Below are 14,868 nucleotides of genomic sequence, written 5' to 3' on the forward strand. Positions count from 1 at the left end.
CCGTCTTTTCCCCTTCTCCCTCTTGGAAGAGGGTCGGGGTGAGGCAAAATCCACCAGAACTATTCACTGTATAAATCCAACTCCGCCATACAAAACAACAAATCCGACCACATCACCCGATTTGCACCAGCACGGTGCTAGCGTTATGGTTACCCACTTTCAAAATAAGCTCGACAGATCACCTGCTATGACGTTTTCACTTTTCGGCGACAAATTTACCCGCCATTCAGGCATTACTCGCCTGATGGAGGACCTCAACGACGGGCTGCGCACACCGGGCGCAATCATGCTCGGCGGCGGAAACCCGGCTCAAATTCCGGAGATGAATACCTATTTCCAGACGCTGCTCGCTCAGATGCTGGAAAGCGGCAAAGCAACCGATGCGCTTTGCAATTACGACGGCCCGCAGGGGAAAACTGAACTGCTGGCACTCCTCGCCGAAATGCTGCGTGACGAGCTGGGTTGGGATATCGAACCACAGAATATTGCACTAACAAACGGCAGCCAGAGCGCGTTTTTCTACTTGTTTAATCTGTTCGCAGGGCGTCGCGCCGACGGCACCACCAAAAAAGTGTTGTTCCCGCTGGCGCCGGAGTATATCGGCTACGCCGATTCCGGCCTGGAAGAGGATCTGTTCGTCTCCGCGCGCCCGAACATTGAGCTGCTGCCGGAAGGACAGTTCAAATATCACGTCGATTTTGAACACCTGCATATTGGTGAAGAGACGGGCATGATCTGCGTATCGCGCCCGACTAACCCAACGGGCAACGTGATCACCGACGACGAACTGATGAAGCTGGATGCTCTCGCGAATCAGCACGACATTCCGCTGGTGATCGATAACGCCTACGGCGTGCCGTTCCCGGGCATTATCTTCAGCGAAGCGCGTCCGCTGTGGAACCCGAACATTGTCCTGTGCATGAGCCTCTCTAAGCTGGGTCTGCCGGGCAGCCGCTGCGGCATCATCATCGCCAACGAGAAAATCATCACCGCCATTACCAATATGAACGGCATTATCAGCCTTTCACCGGGCGGCATTGGCCCGGCGATGATGTGCGAAATGATTAAGCGCAACGATCTGCTGCGTCTGTCTAATGACGTGATCAAGCCATTCTATTACCAGCGCGTTCAGGAGACGATTGCGATACTTCGCCGCTACCTGCCGGAAGAACGCTGCCTGATCCACAAGCCTGAAGGGGCGATTTTCCTGTGGCTGTGGTTTAAGGATTTGCCTATCACCACCGAACTGCTCTACCAGCGCCTGAAAAAGCGCGGCGTGCTGATGGTACCAGGCGATTATTTCTTCCCGGGGCTGGATAAGCCGTGGCCGCATACACACCAGTGCATGCGCATGAACTACGTGCCCGATCCGGAAAAAATCGAAGCGGGTGTTAAAATTCTCGCCGAAGAAATTGAAAAAGCCTGGCGCGAAGACGGTCAGTAAGTTCTTACGCCAGATTATGCAGCCGTTCGGCGCGTAGTCTGGCAGGATCAACGCATCGCAACGCGTGGGTTGGACAGGCCTCCACGCAGGCCGGTCCGCCTTCGCGATGCAGGCATAAATCACATTTCAGCGCCTGCGGCTTATTTCCCTCCATGCGCACCTGCATCGCCCCGAACGGACACGCCACCATACAGCTTTTGCACCCAATGCAGCGCGTCTGCTCAACGAGCCAGGCTCCCGCCGTACGGCTGATAGCATGGGTTGGACAGACGTTAGCACATGGCGCATCCTCGCACTGATGGCAACCCACTGCCGTTGTGTAGTCGTCCCCCTTAACCACCCGAAGGCGGGGCGTAAAGGCATGAGCGGAGACGGCGTCCTGATGCGACACCGCGCAGGCCACTTCGCAGGTGCGGCACCCAATGCATTTTTCCGCATCCGCCACGATAAATCGGTTCATCTGTTACGCCTCGCGCACGTTAAAATCCAGTTCTTTTGAGATAGCCGCTGGCGCTACCGTCGGAATCAGAATGAATGTAAGCCGGATAAAACATAACGACTCCTGATATCCGTGCTTAATTCCCACCCGTCGCCAAATACGGGCGAGAGTGCACGGTTTAATTTTCTTTAAGAATGATACACATGATGCACACCTTTATTGATGGCGCAGATCGCATTAGCGTATCAGGAATATTAATGAGGAAGTCATGACGGGAAGGGAAAACGGAAGATCGGTACTCTCAAATATGCCCGGCGGCGCTTCGCTTGCTCGGGCCTACGTAAAACTGCGACGGCAGTCCATGTAGGCCGGGTAAGGCGAAGCCGCCACCCGGCTTTAACGCATCAGAAACGCCAGGTCAGGCCGGTCATCAGCGCGAAGCTGTCGTCGCGGTCGATCATCGGGCTGTTCTTCACGTCGTCAGGCAATACCGTGTAGACCGCGCTGGCGTTGAGATACAGCTTCTGGGTTAACTGATATTTGGCCGCCAGGCCAACGTATGGCGTCCAGCTGTCACCGGCGGTGTATTCATCCAGACCTGAGCGGCGAGACTCGCTGCCGGATACGCCGTAGTAGTAGTCGTTATAGCTTTCGTCGCTATAGAAAATACCGACAGAGGGCGTCAGGGTCAGGCGCTCCATCCTGATTGGACGGAAGTAAGAAACCTCGCCGATCATACCGCCGCTTTCATCCGTGGCATCACCAGAGACCGCCACTTTCAGAGAACCCCAGCTTTCGTGGCGGTAGTACGCGCCGCCGAGGAAGGCAGAGGCTTTACGCTCATCAAGCTGTTTCATCTGATGGTCGTCGTTGTCATCTGGATCGAAATGCAGCGGCATCCACGATGCGGTCAGGCTGAGTTCATTTTTTGCGTCTTTCCACAGGATCCATCCGCCCGTGGTCTGGCGAACATAAAAGTTGTCGCCTTCGTAACTAATTAACGGTACTGCGGTCGTATTTTCGTTATAGCCTTTGTAAGGAGACTCATTAAATACAGCCCCCGCTCCTAGTGAAAAGTCACCGGCCATTGCTGAGGATGTTGCAAATAACGTGGCCGCGATGAGTAAATTGTATTTAATAGTCATTACATGTAATCCATTAAAATGCCAAACAAGCGAGGCGCATAATAATAGTTACAAATTTGCCAATGCAACGCTGTGGTTTATATAATATTATATATAAAATCATATAGATGGGTGTGCAGGATGAGTAATTTACAGCTGAAGCCACGCGAATTAAAAATCATATCCGTCATCGCCGCAACTCGCAGCATTGGTGATGCTGCCGCCCTGCTGGGCATGGCGCAGGCCAACGTCAGCAAATATCTGTCTGATTTTGAAACACGGGTTGGACTCAAGGTTTTTGAACGCACCACGCGTCAACTGGCGCTTACTCAGTTCGGTGAAGCGTTACTTCCCTATGTTAACGCCACGCTGGATAAAAATACTCAACTTGTTAATTTCATTGCGGATTACAAGCATGAAAAACGCGGAAAAGTCACGATTTACGCCCCTACGGGTATCGTGACCTATCTGTCGCGGCATGTGATCCACAAAATCAATGATATCGGTGACATCCGCATATCCCTGAAAACGTACAATCTGGATCGCAATGAATTTGCGGAAGGTGTTTCGTTTCCAGATGACTGCGATATTTTAATTACCTATGCGCAGCCGAAAGATGAAAGCCTGGTCGCCAGCGTGTTGACAAAATATTCCGTTACGGCATTCGCAACCGTTGAGTATTTAAATAAACACCCCTTAAAGGGACCTGAAGATTTAATTAATCATTCCTGTATTCTCATTGACTCCATGCTGGTCGATGATGCAAATATCTGGCGTTTCCGCGTGCACGGCAGTGATAGCGTGCATGACTACCGGGTGACCGGTAATTATATTTGCGACAATACGCAGACGGCCCTGGAGCTGGCAAGAAATAATCTTGGGATTGTTTTTGCGCCAAAAGAGAGTCTGAAAAAAGAATTAACGCAAGGGATGCTGGTCCCCTGCTTCCCGCATCAGGAAGAGTGGTGGCTCGATCTGACGGCCATCTTCCGCAAACGCGAATACCAGCCCTGGCGCGTGCAATACGTTCTGGATGGCGTTCTGAACTGCCTGCGCCAGCAAATTGCTCAGGCCGCCCATGGACGGCCTGAGCTGGGCGATTAGAACAGCCCCAGCGGTTTATCGGAATAGCTGACCAGCAAACATTTCGTTTGCTGATAATGCTCCAGCATCATCTTGTGGGTTTCACGCCCGATGCCCGATTGCTTATAACCGCCAAATGCCGCGTGCGCAGGATAGGCGTGGTAGCAGTTGGTCCAGACGCGCCCGGCCTGAATGCCTCTGCCCATTTTATAGGCCAGATTACCGTTGCGGCTCCAGACGCCTGCCCCCAGGCCATACGGCGTGTCGTTGGCAATCTCCAGCGCCTCCTCCATCGTTTTGAAGGTGGTCACGGCCAGCACCGGTCCGAAAATTTCCTCCTGGAAGACGCGCATGTTGTTCTGACCGAACAGGATCGTTGGCTCCAGGTAATACCCTTCCTGCAGATCCCCACCGAGCACCTTACGGCGACCGCCGGTCAGAATATCCGCCCCCTCTTTCTTGCCGATATCGATGTAGTTGAGGATGGTTTCCAGCTGTCCATGCGAGACCTGCGCCCCCATCTGCGTCACGTTATCGAGCGGGTTACCGCTGCGGATAGACTCGACGCGGCGAATGGCCCGCTCCATAAAGCGCTCATAGATGGACTCCTGCACCAGCGCGCGGCTTGGGCAGGTGCAGACTTCGCCCTGGTTAAACGCAAACAGCGCAAACCCTTCTAGGGCTTTATCAAAGAAGGCATCCTCTTCCTCCATCACGTCCGCGAAGAAGATGTTCGGGGATTTCCCGCCCAGCTCCAGGGTCACGGGAATGATGTTCTGCGTGGCGTACTGCATAATCTGCTGGCCCACTTCCGTCGACCCGGTAAACGCCACTTTAGCGATCCGTTTCGAGGTAGCCAGATATTCCCCTATCTCACCGCCCGCACCGTTGACCACGTTAATCACGCCCGGCGGCAGAAGGTCGCCAACGATTTCCATCAGCAGCAGTACCGAGAGCGGGGTCAGACGCGCCGGTTTCAGCACAATGCAGTTGCCGGCCGCCAGCGCGGGCGCCATTTTCCAGCTCGCCATCAGCAGCGGGAAGTTCCACGGAATGATTTGCCCGACGACGCCCAGCGGTTCGTGGAAATGATACGCCACGGTGTCGCTGTCTACCTCGCTTATTCCGCCCTCCTGAGCGCGAATGCAGGAGGCAAAATAGCGGAAGTGGTCGATGGCCAGCGGCACGTCTGCCGCCATCGTTTCCCGGATCGGCTTGCCGTTATCCCAGGTTTCCGCCGTCGCCAGCAGCTCCAGATTCTGCTCCATCCGGTCAGCGATTTTGAACAAAATAGCCGCGCGGTCCTGAACGGAGGTATGGCCCCATTTATCTTTCGCTTTGTGCGCCGCATCCAGCGCCAGATCGATATCGCGCTTGCCGGAGCTGGCTATTTCGCACAGCGGCTGGCCGGTTACGGGGGTCAGGTTGGAATAGTATTCGCCGTCGACGGGAGCTACCCAGTCGCCGCCAATAAAGTTGTCATAACGAGGCTTCAGCTTGAGGGGAAAACCATACTCGCCGGGCTGGATACGCGATGAGGGAGGATTGTTTGTCATGACCGTCTCCTTGCTGTTGGTGTACAACAAGGGTAGTTCCGGCTGGCGTTTTTCTCGCCAGTGGGTGACGGGTTTACGAGCCGTATCACGGATTACCGTACTTTACGTTTCGTTTCTGCCACTGAGCCATACTTAACAAGTCAAGAGCTCATAAGGAACGATGCGATGCAGCTATTTATCGGTTTTGACGTAGGCGGAACCCATATCAAGCACGGCGTGATTGATGAAAATGGCAAGGAGCTGACGACAGACGAGTACGATACCCCTGAGGATAAAAACACCTTCAAAAAGAAGTGGAAAGCGGTAGTTGAAGCGTATCAGGACGAATACGATATCGTCGGTATCGGCGTGAGCTTTCCCGGCCATATTAACCACCATAGCGGCGAAGCGGCTAAAGCGGGCGCGCTCGACTATCTCGACAGCGAAAACCTGTGCGAACTCTTCTCCGATCTGACCGATCTTCCCGTCACCGTGGAAAACGACGCCAACTGTGCGGCGCTGGGCGAGCGCTGGCAGGGCGCGGGTAAGGATTACGAGCATTTCGTCTGTATCACCATTGGCACGGGCATCGGTGGCGGGATTGTGATGGAAGGCGATCTCTATCGCGGGTCGCATTACCGCGCCGGCGAATTTGGCGTGCTGCCCGTGGGGGACCAGGGCGAACCGATGCACGAGGTTGCGTCTGCCAGCGGCCTGATGAAAGCCTGCCGCCGCGCGCTGGCCGTTTCAGAAGAAGAAATGCCTGACGGCAAGGAGCTGTTTAAACGTATGGAGAGCGACGTGCATCTGCGCGAAGCTATTGAAGCCTGGGCGCATTTTCTCTCGCGCGGCATTTATAGCGTGATCTCGATGTTCGATCCACAGGCAGTGCTGATTGGCGGAGGGGTAAGCGAGCAGGAGAAAATCTATCTCCTGCTCGATAAGTACCTGGAGCGATTCGAGGAATGGGAAGCACTCAAAGTGCCCATTCTGCCCTGCGAGCTGGGTAACCAGGCAGGAAGACTGGGCGCGGTATGGCTGGCAAAGCAAAAACTCTCCCGCCACACGTAGCGCTCAGGGAAATAGCTGCGCGTCACGAAGCAGATGGTCATTACCCCGACGGCGGGTAAAGCCGATACGGTTGAAATATTCCAGGATCTGTATCGCCAGCTTGCGGCCCACGTTCAGCCGATCGCGGAAATCGGCTGCGCAGGTAGAGCCCCGCTCTTGATCCAGCTCGCGGATCAGGTTCGCAAACGCCACAATGCGATCGTTACGGTAATAACGATCTTTCACGATCGCGACTATCAGCCCCTGCTGCGCCGCATGGCGCAATACCTGACGCATTACCTGCTCGTCGGTATTCGTTTCGCGGGCCAGATCGCGAACCCACCACGGCTCATCGCCAAACAGCGAGGCCACTTTTTGCCATACCGCTTCTTGCTCTGCGGTAAACCCGGCCTTGTGATCCGGCAGATGCAGCCAGCCGTGATGGCTTTTGATCGCCCCGCTTTCGCGCATGTTTTCAATCAGCAGCAGCACCAGCGCATCGTCTTCCATCGGCAGCGCCATGCGCCGCAGACGCTCACGGCCCGGGCCAGGCTCATCCTGATGCTGTTCATGGTACGTTGCGAGCGTGCTCAGTATCTTACGCTGCCAGTTCGCAGCAACCGGGGCGTTTAGCAGACTGTTTCCAGCCTGAATAAAGCCCGGCTGCTGGGCCAGCAGGCGTAACCCTTCCTCGCTCAGCTGGCGTGCCCATGCAAAATCACGCAGGCTCACCGCACCGCGCTCAAGATGCACCCGCAGCGCGGTGTTATCATCGCTGGCCTGCGCCAGAGCAGCCAGCCACTGCAGATATTCAGGTTTACGCTTGCCGCGTCGCGGTGGATTCAGCGCGACCACCCGTGCCCCGGCAAGCGTTTCCCGCGCGGAAATATCACGCAGAACCAGACGATCGTTGTCTGCAAGCCAGAGCGGTGAATCGAATACCAGTTCGGCAAGGTCGTTTTCCAGCAGCGACACGCGTCCGGTGATATGGCTGGCCGCGTGGTGAATATGCAGCGGCTGCCATTGGGTCAGGGGCACGTTTGTCTGCAGGCAAACAATGACGCGTTCAGACGGCTCAGGTGGGGCATCGGCCAGCAGCCAGTCGCCGCGGTTAAGCTGCTCTTTTTCCGCATCCCCGGCAATGTTCAGCGCGATCCGCTGCCCGGCATGAGCACGCTCCGCGGGCTGGTTTTGCGCATGTAAGCCTCGCACGCGCATCGCCTTGTTAACGCCCGTCAGCCAGAGCGTATCACCTACGTTCACTTCACCGCTCAGCGCCGTACCGGTCACCACCAGCCCCGCGCCTTTCACGGTAAACGCCCGGTCAATTGCCAGACGGAAGCGGTGATGGCTGGCGTGGTCACGCGACGAAAGCTGCCGTAAGTGGTGGCGAAGTTCATCGATACCGCGCCCTTCTGTCGCCACGGTGACAAAAAGCGGAGCATCGGCAAAACCATACTCCTGCAAGGTCGACTGTACCGTTTCGCGCACTTCGCTGACGCGTGCGTCATCCACGCGATCGGCTTTGGTCAGCGCCACGGTCAGCTGCGGGTTGCCGGTCAGCTGCAGGATCGCCAGGTGCTCGCGGGTTTGCGCCATCACGCCGTCATCACAGGCCACCACCAGCAGGGCATGATCGATGCCGCCCACGCCCGCCAGCATGTTAGACAGAAACTTTTCATGCCCCGGTACATCTATAAAACCCAGTACGCGACCGTCAGGCTGGGGCCAGTAGGCATAGCCCAGATCGATGGTCATACCGCGCTTTTTCTCTTCCGGCAGGCGGTCGGCGTTTATGCCGGTAATCGCCTGCAGTAGCGTGGTTTTTCCGTGGTCGACATGACCGGCGGTGGCAATAATCATTTCAACAACATCTCCAGAAATCGCTCTTCATCTTCAAGGCAGCGCAGATCCAGCCACATTCGGCCATCGTAAATCCGCCCGATAACCGGCGCGGGCAGGCCACGCCAGCGCGACGACAGGGCTTCAAGGTGGCTGCCGCGCCCGTCACGCGGGGTGAACGTGAGCGCTTCACTCGGCAGCCTGTCCACCGGCAGCGAACCGCTGCCAATCTGCGACTGGCAGGGTTCAATGCGAACGTCAAAATCGGGGTAGCACGGGGCAATGCGCGGCAGCAGTAATACGGCCTGGGCGCGAATCGAAGCGGCATCGCGGGTTAACAGACGCAGCGTGGGCAGGCGGTCGGCCAGTTTCTCCGGATGGAGATAGAGCCGCAGCGTCGCCTCCAGCGCGGCAAGCGTCATTTTATCGGCTCGCAGGGCGCGCTTGAGCGGATGCTGCTGGAGCTGCGCAATCAGCTCGCGCTTGCCGACGATAATCCCGGCCTGCGGCCCGCCAAGCAGCTTGTCGCCGGAAAAGCTGACCAGGCTGACGCCTGCGGCAATCATCTCTTGCGGCATCGGCTCTTTGGGCAGCCCATAAAGGCTCAGATCCACCAGCGAGCCGCTGCCGAGATCGGCAATCACCGGAATATTCAGTTCGCGTCCCATCGCCGCCAGCTCGCCCTCTTCAACCGTTTTGGTGAAGCCTTCAATATGATAATTGCTGGTGTGAACCTTCATCAGCAGGGCGGTATTTTCATTCACCGCCGCGCGATAATCTTTCGCATGGGTGCGGTTGGTAGTGCCCACCTCATGCAGCGTGCAGCCCGCCTGGCGCATCACGTCCGGAATACGAAACGCCCCGCCAATCTCCACCAGCTCGCCGCGGGAAACCACCACCTCTTTGCCGCTGGCGGTGGCCGCCAGCATCAGCAGCACCGCTGCGGCGTTGTTATTCACAATGCAGGCATCTTCCGCGCCGGTCAGCTGGCACAGCAGGTCCGCCAGCGCCCGGTCACGATGCCCGCGTCCGGCGCCGTCCAGATCGTACTCCAGCGTCACGGGCGCCCGCATGGCCTGAACAACGGCCGCGATAGCCTCTTCCGCCTGCTGCGCGCGTCCCAGGTTGGTATGGAGCACGGTACCGGTCAGGTTAATCACCGGGCGTAACGCGCTTTGCGCTTTCTCATCCAGCCGGTGCTCAACTTCCTGCTCCCACGCCGCGCACCATTCGGGCAAGGCGTTTTCTGACTGAATAGCGCATCGGGCTTCGTCCTGAAGCAGGCGTAACATCTCCACCGTCGCGGTATGGCCAAAACGCTCAACGGCAGCATGAATGCGGGGCTCGCGAAGGAGACGGTCGGTAGCGGGGATCTGGCTGTACAGCGAATGATGAGTAGTCATGAAGGCGCCTGGCGAGTAAATATCTTCCCCCCTCCCGACGGGAGAGGGAGTTAACATGTGGAGGGATTGTACCGCCTCCGACGCCGAAGTGTTATAACCCGCATCAAGCCTTTGGCGGTTCGGTACGGGCAAAGCTCTCGCGGCTAAAAAGCGTGTCTGCAAGTTTCACCAGCAGCGGACGGTCGACGCACCAGCCAGGGGAAACCCGGCGGAAGTTGAGATAGCCGATGGCGCAGGCGATAGCGATAGTTGCCAGGTTCAGGCTGTCTGTTTGAATCTTTCCTTCCCGGATGAGCTGTTCGCACCTGTCCAGGCTGCGGCTGATTTTTTCCCGCTGGCGTAACAGTTCCGTTTCCGACTGCTGGGCGACGGGCCTTGCCTGTTCACGCACGGAGGTTAACGCCGCATCCATAATGCCATCGGCCAGGGCTTCAATTTGCTTCACTGCAAGCGCCGCTTTTGGGTCAGCCGGCAGCATTGCCGGGGCAACGCCCAGCAGCTCGATATACTCCGCAATAATCGGGGAATCGAACCAGTATTCGCCCTCGTCCGTCACCAGCGCCGGGACTTTCCCCAGCGGGTTGTACTGCGCGACGCCGTTTTCAGCGTTGTAGGGCTGTTCATTGATGAATTCAAATTCAATCCCTTTCTCCAGCAGGAGAATCGAGATCTTTCGCACGAAGGGACTGGTGTAGCTACCGATGAGTTTCATTGCCTGATCCTTGATGCCGGAAAAAAGTCAGTATGGATCAAGCGATGAAAAAAGGGCAGGTTTGCGTGTCGCATTCCTGCCCCGGAAGGATTAGTGATCGAGATAGAGGTAGTGCATCCAGCTGGTCATGCGCAGCAATACTTTACGCATCACCGAGACGTGGGCGAAATGGTCCGAGTAGACCGCCACCTGGGCATAGATACCGTCTGGCAGGGCATCGACATCGGCGTTAGGCTCCAGCTCAATCAACGCCTGTACGCCATCCGTACCCGGCACGACTGTCAGTGCCTGCAGCGCACCCTGTGCCTGATAAGACCCGCCTGGCACTACTGGCAGAACGCTGGTGAGCTTACCGGTAAACACCTGACCCGGGAGTGCGTTAAACACCACTTCCGCTTCATCGCCCGGCTTCAGACGCAGCAGCGAGTTCTGACGGAACTGGGCCACAATCTGACGCTTCTGTTCAGGAATAAAGACCATCACCGGACGCAGCGGCAGCGCGGCGGCGTACGTCCCCGGACGGATCAGCACCTGGGTGATGTAACCATCGCTCGGCGCACGCACCACGGTTTGATCCAGGTTGTATTTCGCTTCGGCAAGCTGAGCGCGTAGTGAAGCAATCTGCGACTGCTCGCCGTTCACCATGCTGTCCAGCTGGCTTTGAATCTGCACCTGTTCAGCAACGGAGCCTTTCACAAGCGCATCCTGCGCGAGATAGTTCTGCCGCGCGTTGTCGATATCGCTTTCAGAGAACGGATTCACCTTCGCCTGACTGCCTTTCAGGTAGCGCTGATAATCTTTATACAGGCGGTCACGCTCTGCAGAGACGCGCGTCGTATTGGCGACGGCTTCCGCCAGCTGCGCTTTAAGATTGTCGATATTATGCGTCGCGGTCACCAGGTCGGCCTGGAGTCTGTCGACGCGCGCCTGATAGCGGCCCGGATCCAGTTTAAATAACACTTCGCCTTTTTTAATGAGCTGGTTATTTTTATCGGTCACTTCACTAACCACCCCGGTAACCTGCGGCGTAATCGGAATAGAAATAACCGCTTTTTGCGCCGTAAAGGTGTACGGATGGTTATAGTTCATTAACAGAATAAGTCCGGCAACAATAAACACCCCGCCTAATGTTGCGGTGGCAAGCGTCCACTGGTTTACCGGAATGCGGAATATTTTAAAGATGGCCCAGGCAAATGCCACGTAGGTCAAAATAATCAACAGATCCATGATTAGCGCTCCAGCGTGTTATTATCAGCAGCAGGCTTTACCGCGGCCAGCTTTTGTTCTAATTCTGCCACGCGTTTGGCCAGCGCATCCATGCCCGGAACCTCATCAGGCTTGGTGATGTGGTTTTGCATCCCCCAGCCGCGATCTTCACGGTACAGCGTGGCCCATATCCACAGGAACGGCCAGATGGCATGGAGCGTAAACAGGCTAATCCAGCCTGCCGTATGAATCGCATCGGCATGCGGATGGTTACGCTTTTTGGCCATATTATAAGGAATGTCATGGATGGCGATGATTCCATAAAACAGAACCAGAAATACAAAAATCAATACGCCCAGCGCAAAATAGTTGAGAAACATATTCTCCTCACTTAAACAACGTCAACTCATTGAATTAATAAAACAGTACGCAACCTAATTAATTTATTTTAAAATACATAAGGTATACTGGTTATTTCAGAGCCGGGGAGTATCGGTTTTTATAATATCTCCGTGCAAGTTTATAAGCGTGTCAAAATATATCCTGAATAATAATATACTTAACCTTACAATATGAGCGTAATCCACGTTTTAACTTTTCGCCATACCACACATCAAAAGTGGTTTTTTAGCTTAACGTGTCGCGCTATGCCATCCTGACGCCGAATCGCTAAGCAGAGTTTGCCCCCGATCACAGCCGGAGAAATCTGCATAAAAATATTTTGTGAAATCAGTCACAATCCAGAAACAAACACACAAAACAAAAGTGTGACAACCATCACAGAAAAGAGTGGTTTTTGCCGCATTTCTCGCCGTCGTATTTTTTTTGCCCACCTTTTTTGTGACCAGGATCACCTCATAGGCATCCACACCCCCCACCTTTACGTGATATGCGTCACACAAATTTTCACTGTCTGGACAGTTGAACGATTCAGTGCCAGATTTCACAGCATCAGAACAGGGCCCGGCTACCTCTGCCGCCTCATTAACAATAAACCTCGGGCCGCAAGCCTAAGCGTAAACAGAAGAAGGGGTGTTTTATGTCATCCGATTTCAAGATCAAAGTTCAAAGCTTTGGTCGTTTCCTCAGCAACATGGTGATGCCAAATATCGGCGCGTTTATCGCGTGGGGTATCATCACTGCATTGTTCATTCCGACAGGGTGGTTGCCTAACGAAACGCTGGCGAAACTTGTTGGCCCAATGATTACCTATCTCCTTCCGCTGCTCATCGGTTTCACCGGTGGTCGTCTGGTGGGCGGTGACCGTGGTGGCGTAGTGGGCGCTATCACGACCATGGGTGTTATCGTCGGTGCGGATATGCCGATGTTCCTCGGAGCAATGATTGCCGGTCCTCTGGGCGGCTGGGCGATTAAGAAATTCGACGTCTGGGTTGATGGTAAGATCAAATCCGGCTTCGAAATGCTGGTGAACAACTTCTCTGCGGGCATCATCGGGATGATCCTCGCAATTCTGGCGTTCCTCGGCATTGGCCCTGCGGTTGAAGTACTGTCCAAAATTCTGGCGGCAGGCGTTAACTTCATGGTTGCGCACGACATGCTGCCGCTGGCGTCTATCTTCGTTGAACCGGCGAAAATCCTGTTCCTGAACAACGCCATCAACCACGGCATCTTCTCGCCGCTGGGTATTCAGCAGTCTCACGATCTCGGCAAGTCTATCTTCTTCCTGATTGAAGCTAACCCGGGTCCGGGTATGGGCGTTCTGCTGGCGTACATGTTCTTTGGTCGCGGCAGCGCTAAGCAGTCTGCTGGCGGTGCGGCAATCATTCACTTCCTGGGCGGTATTCACGAAATTTACTTCCCGTACGTGCTGATGAACCCACGTCTGATCCTGGCCGTTATCCTTGGCGGTATGACCGGCGTGTTCACCCTGAGCGTGCTGGGCGGCGGTCTGGTGTCTCCAGCTTCTCCGGGTTCTATCCTGGCGGTGCTGGCGATGACGCCAAAAGGGGCGTACTTCGCGAACATCGCGGCCATCTGTGCAGCCATGGCCGTCTCCTTCGTGGTCTCTTCTATCCTGCTGAAAACCAGCAAAGTGAAAGAAGACGACGATATTGAAGCGGCGACCCGTCGTATGCACGACATGAAAGCTGAATCCAAAGGCGCGACCCCGCTGGCGGCTGGCGACGTGTCTAACGACCTGAGCCACGTGCGTAAAATCATCGTTGCCTGCGACGCCGGTATGGGTTCCAGCGCAATGGGTGCAGGCGTGCTGCGTAAGAAAGTGCAGGATGCGGGCCTGACCAACATCTCCGTCACCAACAGCGCCATTAACAGCCTGCCGCCGGACGTTGACCTGGTCATCACGCACCGCGACCTGACCGAACGCGCCATGCGCCAGGTGCCGCAGGCGCAGCACATCTCGCTGACCAACTTCCTCGACAGCGGCCTGTACACCAGCCTGACCGAACGTCTGGTTGCGGCGCAGCGTCACGAAGACAACGAAGTGAAAGTGCGCTCAAGCCTGCAGGACAGCTTTGACGAGAGCAACGCCCACCTGTTCAAACTGGGTGCGGAAAACATCTTCCTCGGTCGCACAGCGGCAACCAAAGAAGAAGCGATTCGCTTTGCCGGCGAGCAGCTGGTGAAAGGAGGCTACGTTCAGCCTGAATATGTTGACGCGATGCTGGAACGCGAAAAACTGACGCCAACCTACCTGGGCGAATCCATCGCGGTGCCGCACGGTACGGTTGAAGCGAAAGATCGCGTCCTGAAAACCGGCGTCGTATTCTGTCAGTATCCGCAGGGCGTGCGCTTCGGTGAAGAAGAAGACGACATCGCCCGTCTGGTGATTGGTATCGCCGCTCGCAACAACGAGCACATTCAGGTGATTACCAGCCTGACCAACGCGCTGGACGATGAGTCTGTCATTGCGCGTCTGGCGAGCACCACCAGCGTGGAAGAAGTCCTGGCACTTCTTAACAAATAAGTCCTCTTCCCTCTCCCCTCTGGGGAGAGGGCTAGGGTGAGGGGAAACGTTCCTCACCCCAGCCCTCTCGGGTAAAAACATTG

12 protein-coding genes are annotated in these 14,868 nt (G+C 55.7%); 4 read left to right on the forward strand and 8 right to left on the reverse strand.

The window, feature by feature from the left end; all coding sequences use genetic code 11:
• The first annotated feature begins 187 nt into the window (after positions 1-187).
• Positions 188-1,444, forward strand: a complete 1,257-nt coding sequence (avtA, locus tag ACOTZC_RS14995; protein ID WP_126303880.1) for a valine--pyruvate transaminase — start codon at positions 188-190, stop codon at positions 1,442-1,444.
• A gap of 4 nt (positions 1,445-1,448) precedes the next feature.
• Here the strand turns inward: avtA and ACOTZC_RS15000 are convergent, their stop codons facing one another.
• Positions 1,449-1,904: a 4Fe-4S dicluster domain-containing protein gene (locus ACOTZC_RS15000; RefSeq protein ID WP_045357253.1), complete on the reverse strand. Its 456-nt coding sequence runs from the start codon at positions 1,902-1,904 to the stop codon at positions 1,449-1,451.
• A gap of 383 nt (positions 1,905-2,287) precedes the next feature.
• Positions 2,288-3,028 carry a MipA/OmpV family protein gene (locus ACOTZC_RS15005; protein WP_023309930.1) on the reverse strand — a complete coding sequence of 247 codons (741 nt, stop codon included), beginning with the start codon at positions 3,026-3,028 and terminating at the stop codon, positions 2,288-2,290.
• A gap of 120 nt (positions 3,029-3,148) precedes the next feature.
• On the opposite strand from ACOTZC_RS15005, the gene ACOTZC_RS15010 reads away from it, so the two are divergent.
• Complete coding sequence (locus tag ACOTZC_RS15010; RefSeq protein ID WP_023309929.1) at positions 3,149-4,111, forward strand: LysR family transcriptional regulator; 963 nt, start codon at positions 3,149-3,151, stop codon at positions 4,109-4,111.
• On the opposite strand, the gene aldB is transcribed toward ACOTZC_RS15010, so the two are convergent.
• Positions 4,108-5,646, reverse strand: coding sequence for an aldehyde dehydrogenase AldB (aldB, locus tag ACOTZC_RS15015; RefSeq protein ID WP_023309928.1), 1,539 nt, complete (start codon positions 5,644-5,646; stop codon positions 4,108-4,110). The two genes, ACOTZC_RS15010 and aldB, sit on opposite strands and share 4 nt — an antisense overlap.
• A 165-nt stretch (positions 5,647-5,811) precedes the next feature.
• Between aldB and ACOTZC_RS15020 the strand changes: the two genes are divergently transcribed.
• Positions 5,812-6,696 carry an ROK family protein gene (locus tag ACOTZC_RS15020; protein ID WP_045400261.1) on the forward strand — a complete coding sequence of 295 codons (885 nt, stop codon included), beginning with the start codon at positions 5,812-5,814 and terminating at the stop codon, positions 6,694-6,696.
• 3 nt (positions 6,697-6,699) lie between these two features.
• On the opposite strand, the gene selB is transcribed toward ACOTZC_RS15020, so the two are convergent.
• The 5 genes from selB to ACOTZC_RS15045 all read right to left on the reverse strand — a co-directional run bounded on the left by selB (position 6,700) and on the right by ACOTZC_RS15045 (position 12,218).
• A complete protein-coding gene (gene selB / locus ACOTZC_RS15025; protein WP_126303884.1) occupies positions 6,700-8,538 on the reverse strand; it encodes a selenocysteine-specific translation elongation factor in 1,839 nt (612 codons plus the stop codon).
• Positions 8,535-9,920, reverse strand: coding sequence for an L-seryl-tRNA(Sec) selenium transferase (gene selA / locus ACOTZC_RS15030; RefSeq protein WP_421635850.1), 1,386 nt, complete (start codon positions 9,918-9,920; stop codon positions 8,535-8,537). The genes selB and selA overlap by 4 nt, the downstream gene beginning before the upstream one ends.
• A 103-nt stretch (positions 9,921-10,023) precedes the next feature.
• Entirely contained in the window at positions 10,024-10,632 is a 609-nt protein-coding gene (locus ACOTZC_RS15035; protein ID WP_023309924.1) for a glutathione S-transferase, read from the reverse strand.
• 90 nt (positions 10,633-10,722) lie between these two features.
• Positions 10,723-11,859 carry an HlyD family secretion protein gene (locus tag ACOTZC_RS15040; RefSeq protein WP_239631584.1) on the reverse strand — a complete coding sequence of 379 codons (1,137 nt, stop codon included), beginning with the start codon at positions 11,857-11,859 and terminating at the stop codon, positions 10,723-10,725.
• A gap of 2 nt (positions 11,860-11,861) precedes the next feature.
• Positions 11,862-12,218 carry a DUF3302 domain-containing protein gene (locus tag ACOTZC_RS15045; RefSeq protein ID WP_045400278.1) on the reverse strand — a complete coding sequence of 119 codons (357 nt, stop codon included), beginning with the start codon at positions 12,216-12,218 and terminating at the stop codon, positions 11,862-11,864.
• 659 nt (positions 12,219-12,877) lie between these two features.
• Here ACOTZC_RS15045 and ACOTZC_RS15050 point away from each other — a divergent pair.
• On the forward strand, positions 12,878-14,785 hold the full coding sequence (locus ACOTZC_RS15050) for a PTS mannitol transporter subunit IICBA (RefSeq protein WP_023309922.1): 1,908 nt from the start codon (positions 12,878-12,880) through the stop codon (positions 14,783-14,785).
• The last annotated feature ends 83 nt before the right edge of the window (positions 14,786-14,868 follow it).

It is taken from the genome of Enterobacter cloacae complex sp. SHL009, from assembly GCF_049237205.1.
GTDB classification, from domain to species: Bacteria; Pseudomonadota; Gammaproteobacteria; order Enterobacterales; family Enterobacteriaceae; genus Enterobacter; species Enterobacter cloacae_M.

Bases quoted from the DNA above. Each gene is read 5' to 3' on its own strand.
- avtA (WP_126303880.1), top strand. From the start codon at position 188: ATGACGTTTTCACTTTTCGGCGACAAATTTACCCGCCATTCAGGCATT.
- ACOTZC_RS15000 (WP_045357253.1), bottom strand. From the start codon at position 1,904: ATGAACCGATTTATCGTGGCGGATGCGGAAAAATGCATTGGGTGCCGC.
- ACOTZC_RS15005 (WP_023309930.1), bottom strand. From the start codon at position 3,028: ATGACTATTAAATACAATTTACTCATCGCGGCCACGTTATTTGCAACA.
- ACOTZC_RS15010 (WP_023309929.1), top strand. From the start codon at position 3,149: ATGAGTAATTTACAGCTGAAGCCACGCGAATTAAAAATCATATCCGTC.
- aldB (WP_023309928.1), bottom strand. From the start codon at position 5,646: ATGACAAACAATCCTCCCTCATCGCGTATCCAGCCCGGCGAGTATGGT.
- ACOTZC_RS15020 (WP_045400261.1), top strand. From the start codon at position 5,812: ATGCAGCTATTTATCGGTTTTGACGTAGGCGGAACCCATATCAAGCAC.
- selB (WP_126303884.1), bottom strand. From the start codon at position 8,538: ATGATTATTGCCACCGCCGGTCATGTCGACCACGGAAAAACCACGCTA.
- selA (WP_421635850.1), bottom strand. From the start codon at position 9,920: ATGACTACTCATCATTCGCTGTACAGCCAGATCCCCGCTACCGACCGT.
- ACOTZC_RS15035 (WP_023309924.1), bottom strand. From the start codon at position 10,632: ATGAAACTCATCGGTAGCTACACCAGTCCCTTCGTGCGAAAGATCTCG.
- ACOTZC_RS15040 (WP_239631584.1), bottom strand. From the start codon at position 11,859: ATGGATCTGTTGATTATTTTGACCTACGTGGCATTTGCCTGGGCCATC.
- ACOTZC_RS15045 (WP_045400278.1), bottom strand. From the start codon at position 12,218: ATGTTTCTCAACTATTTTGCGCTGGGCGTATTGATTTTTGTATTTCTG.
- ACOTZC_RS15050 (WP_023309922.1), top strand. From the start codon at position 12,878: ATGTCATCCGATTTCAAGATCAAAGTTCAAAGCTTTGGTCGTTTCCTC.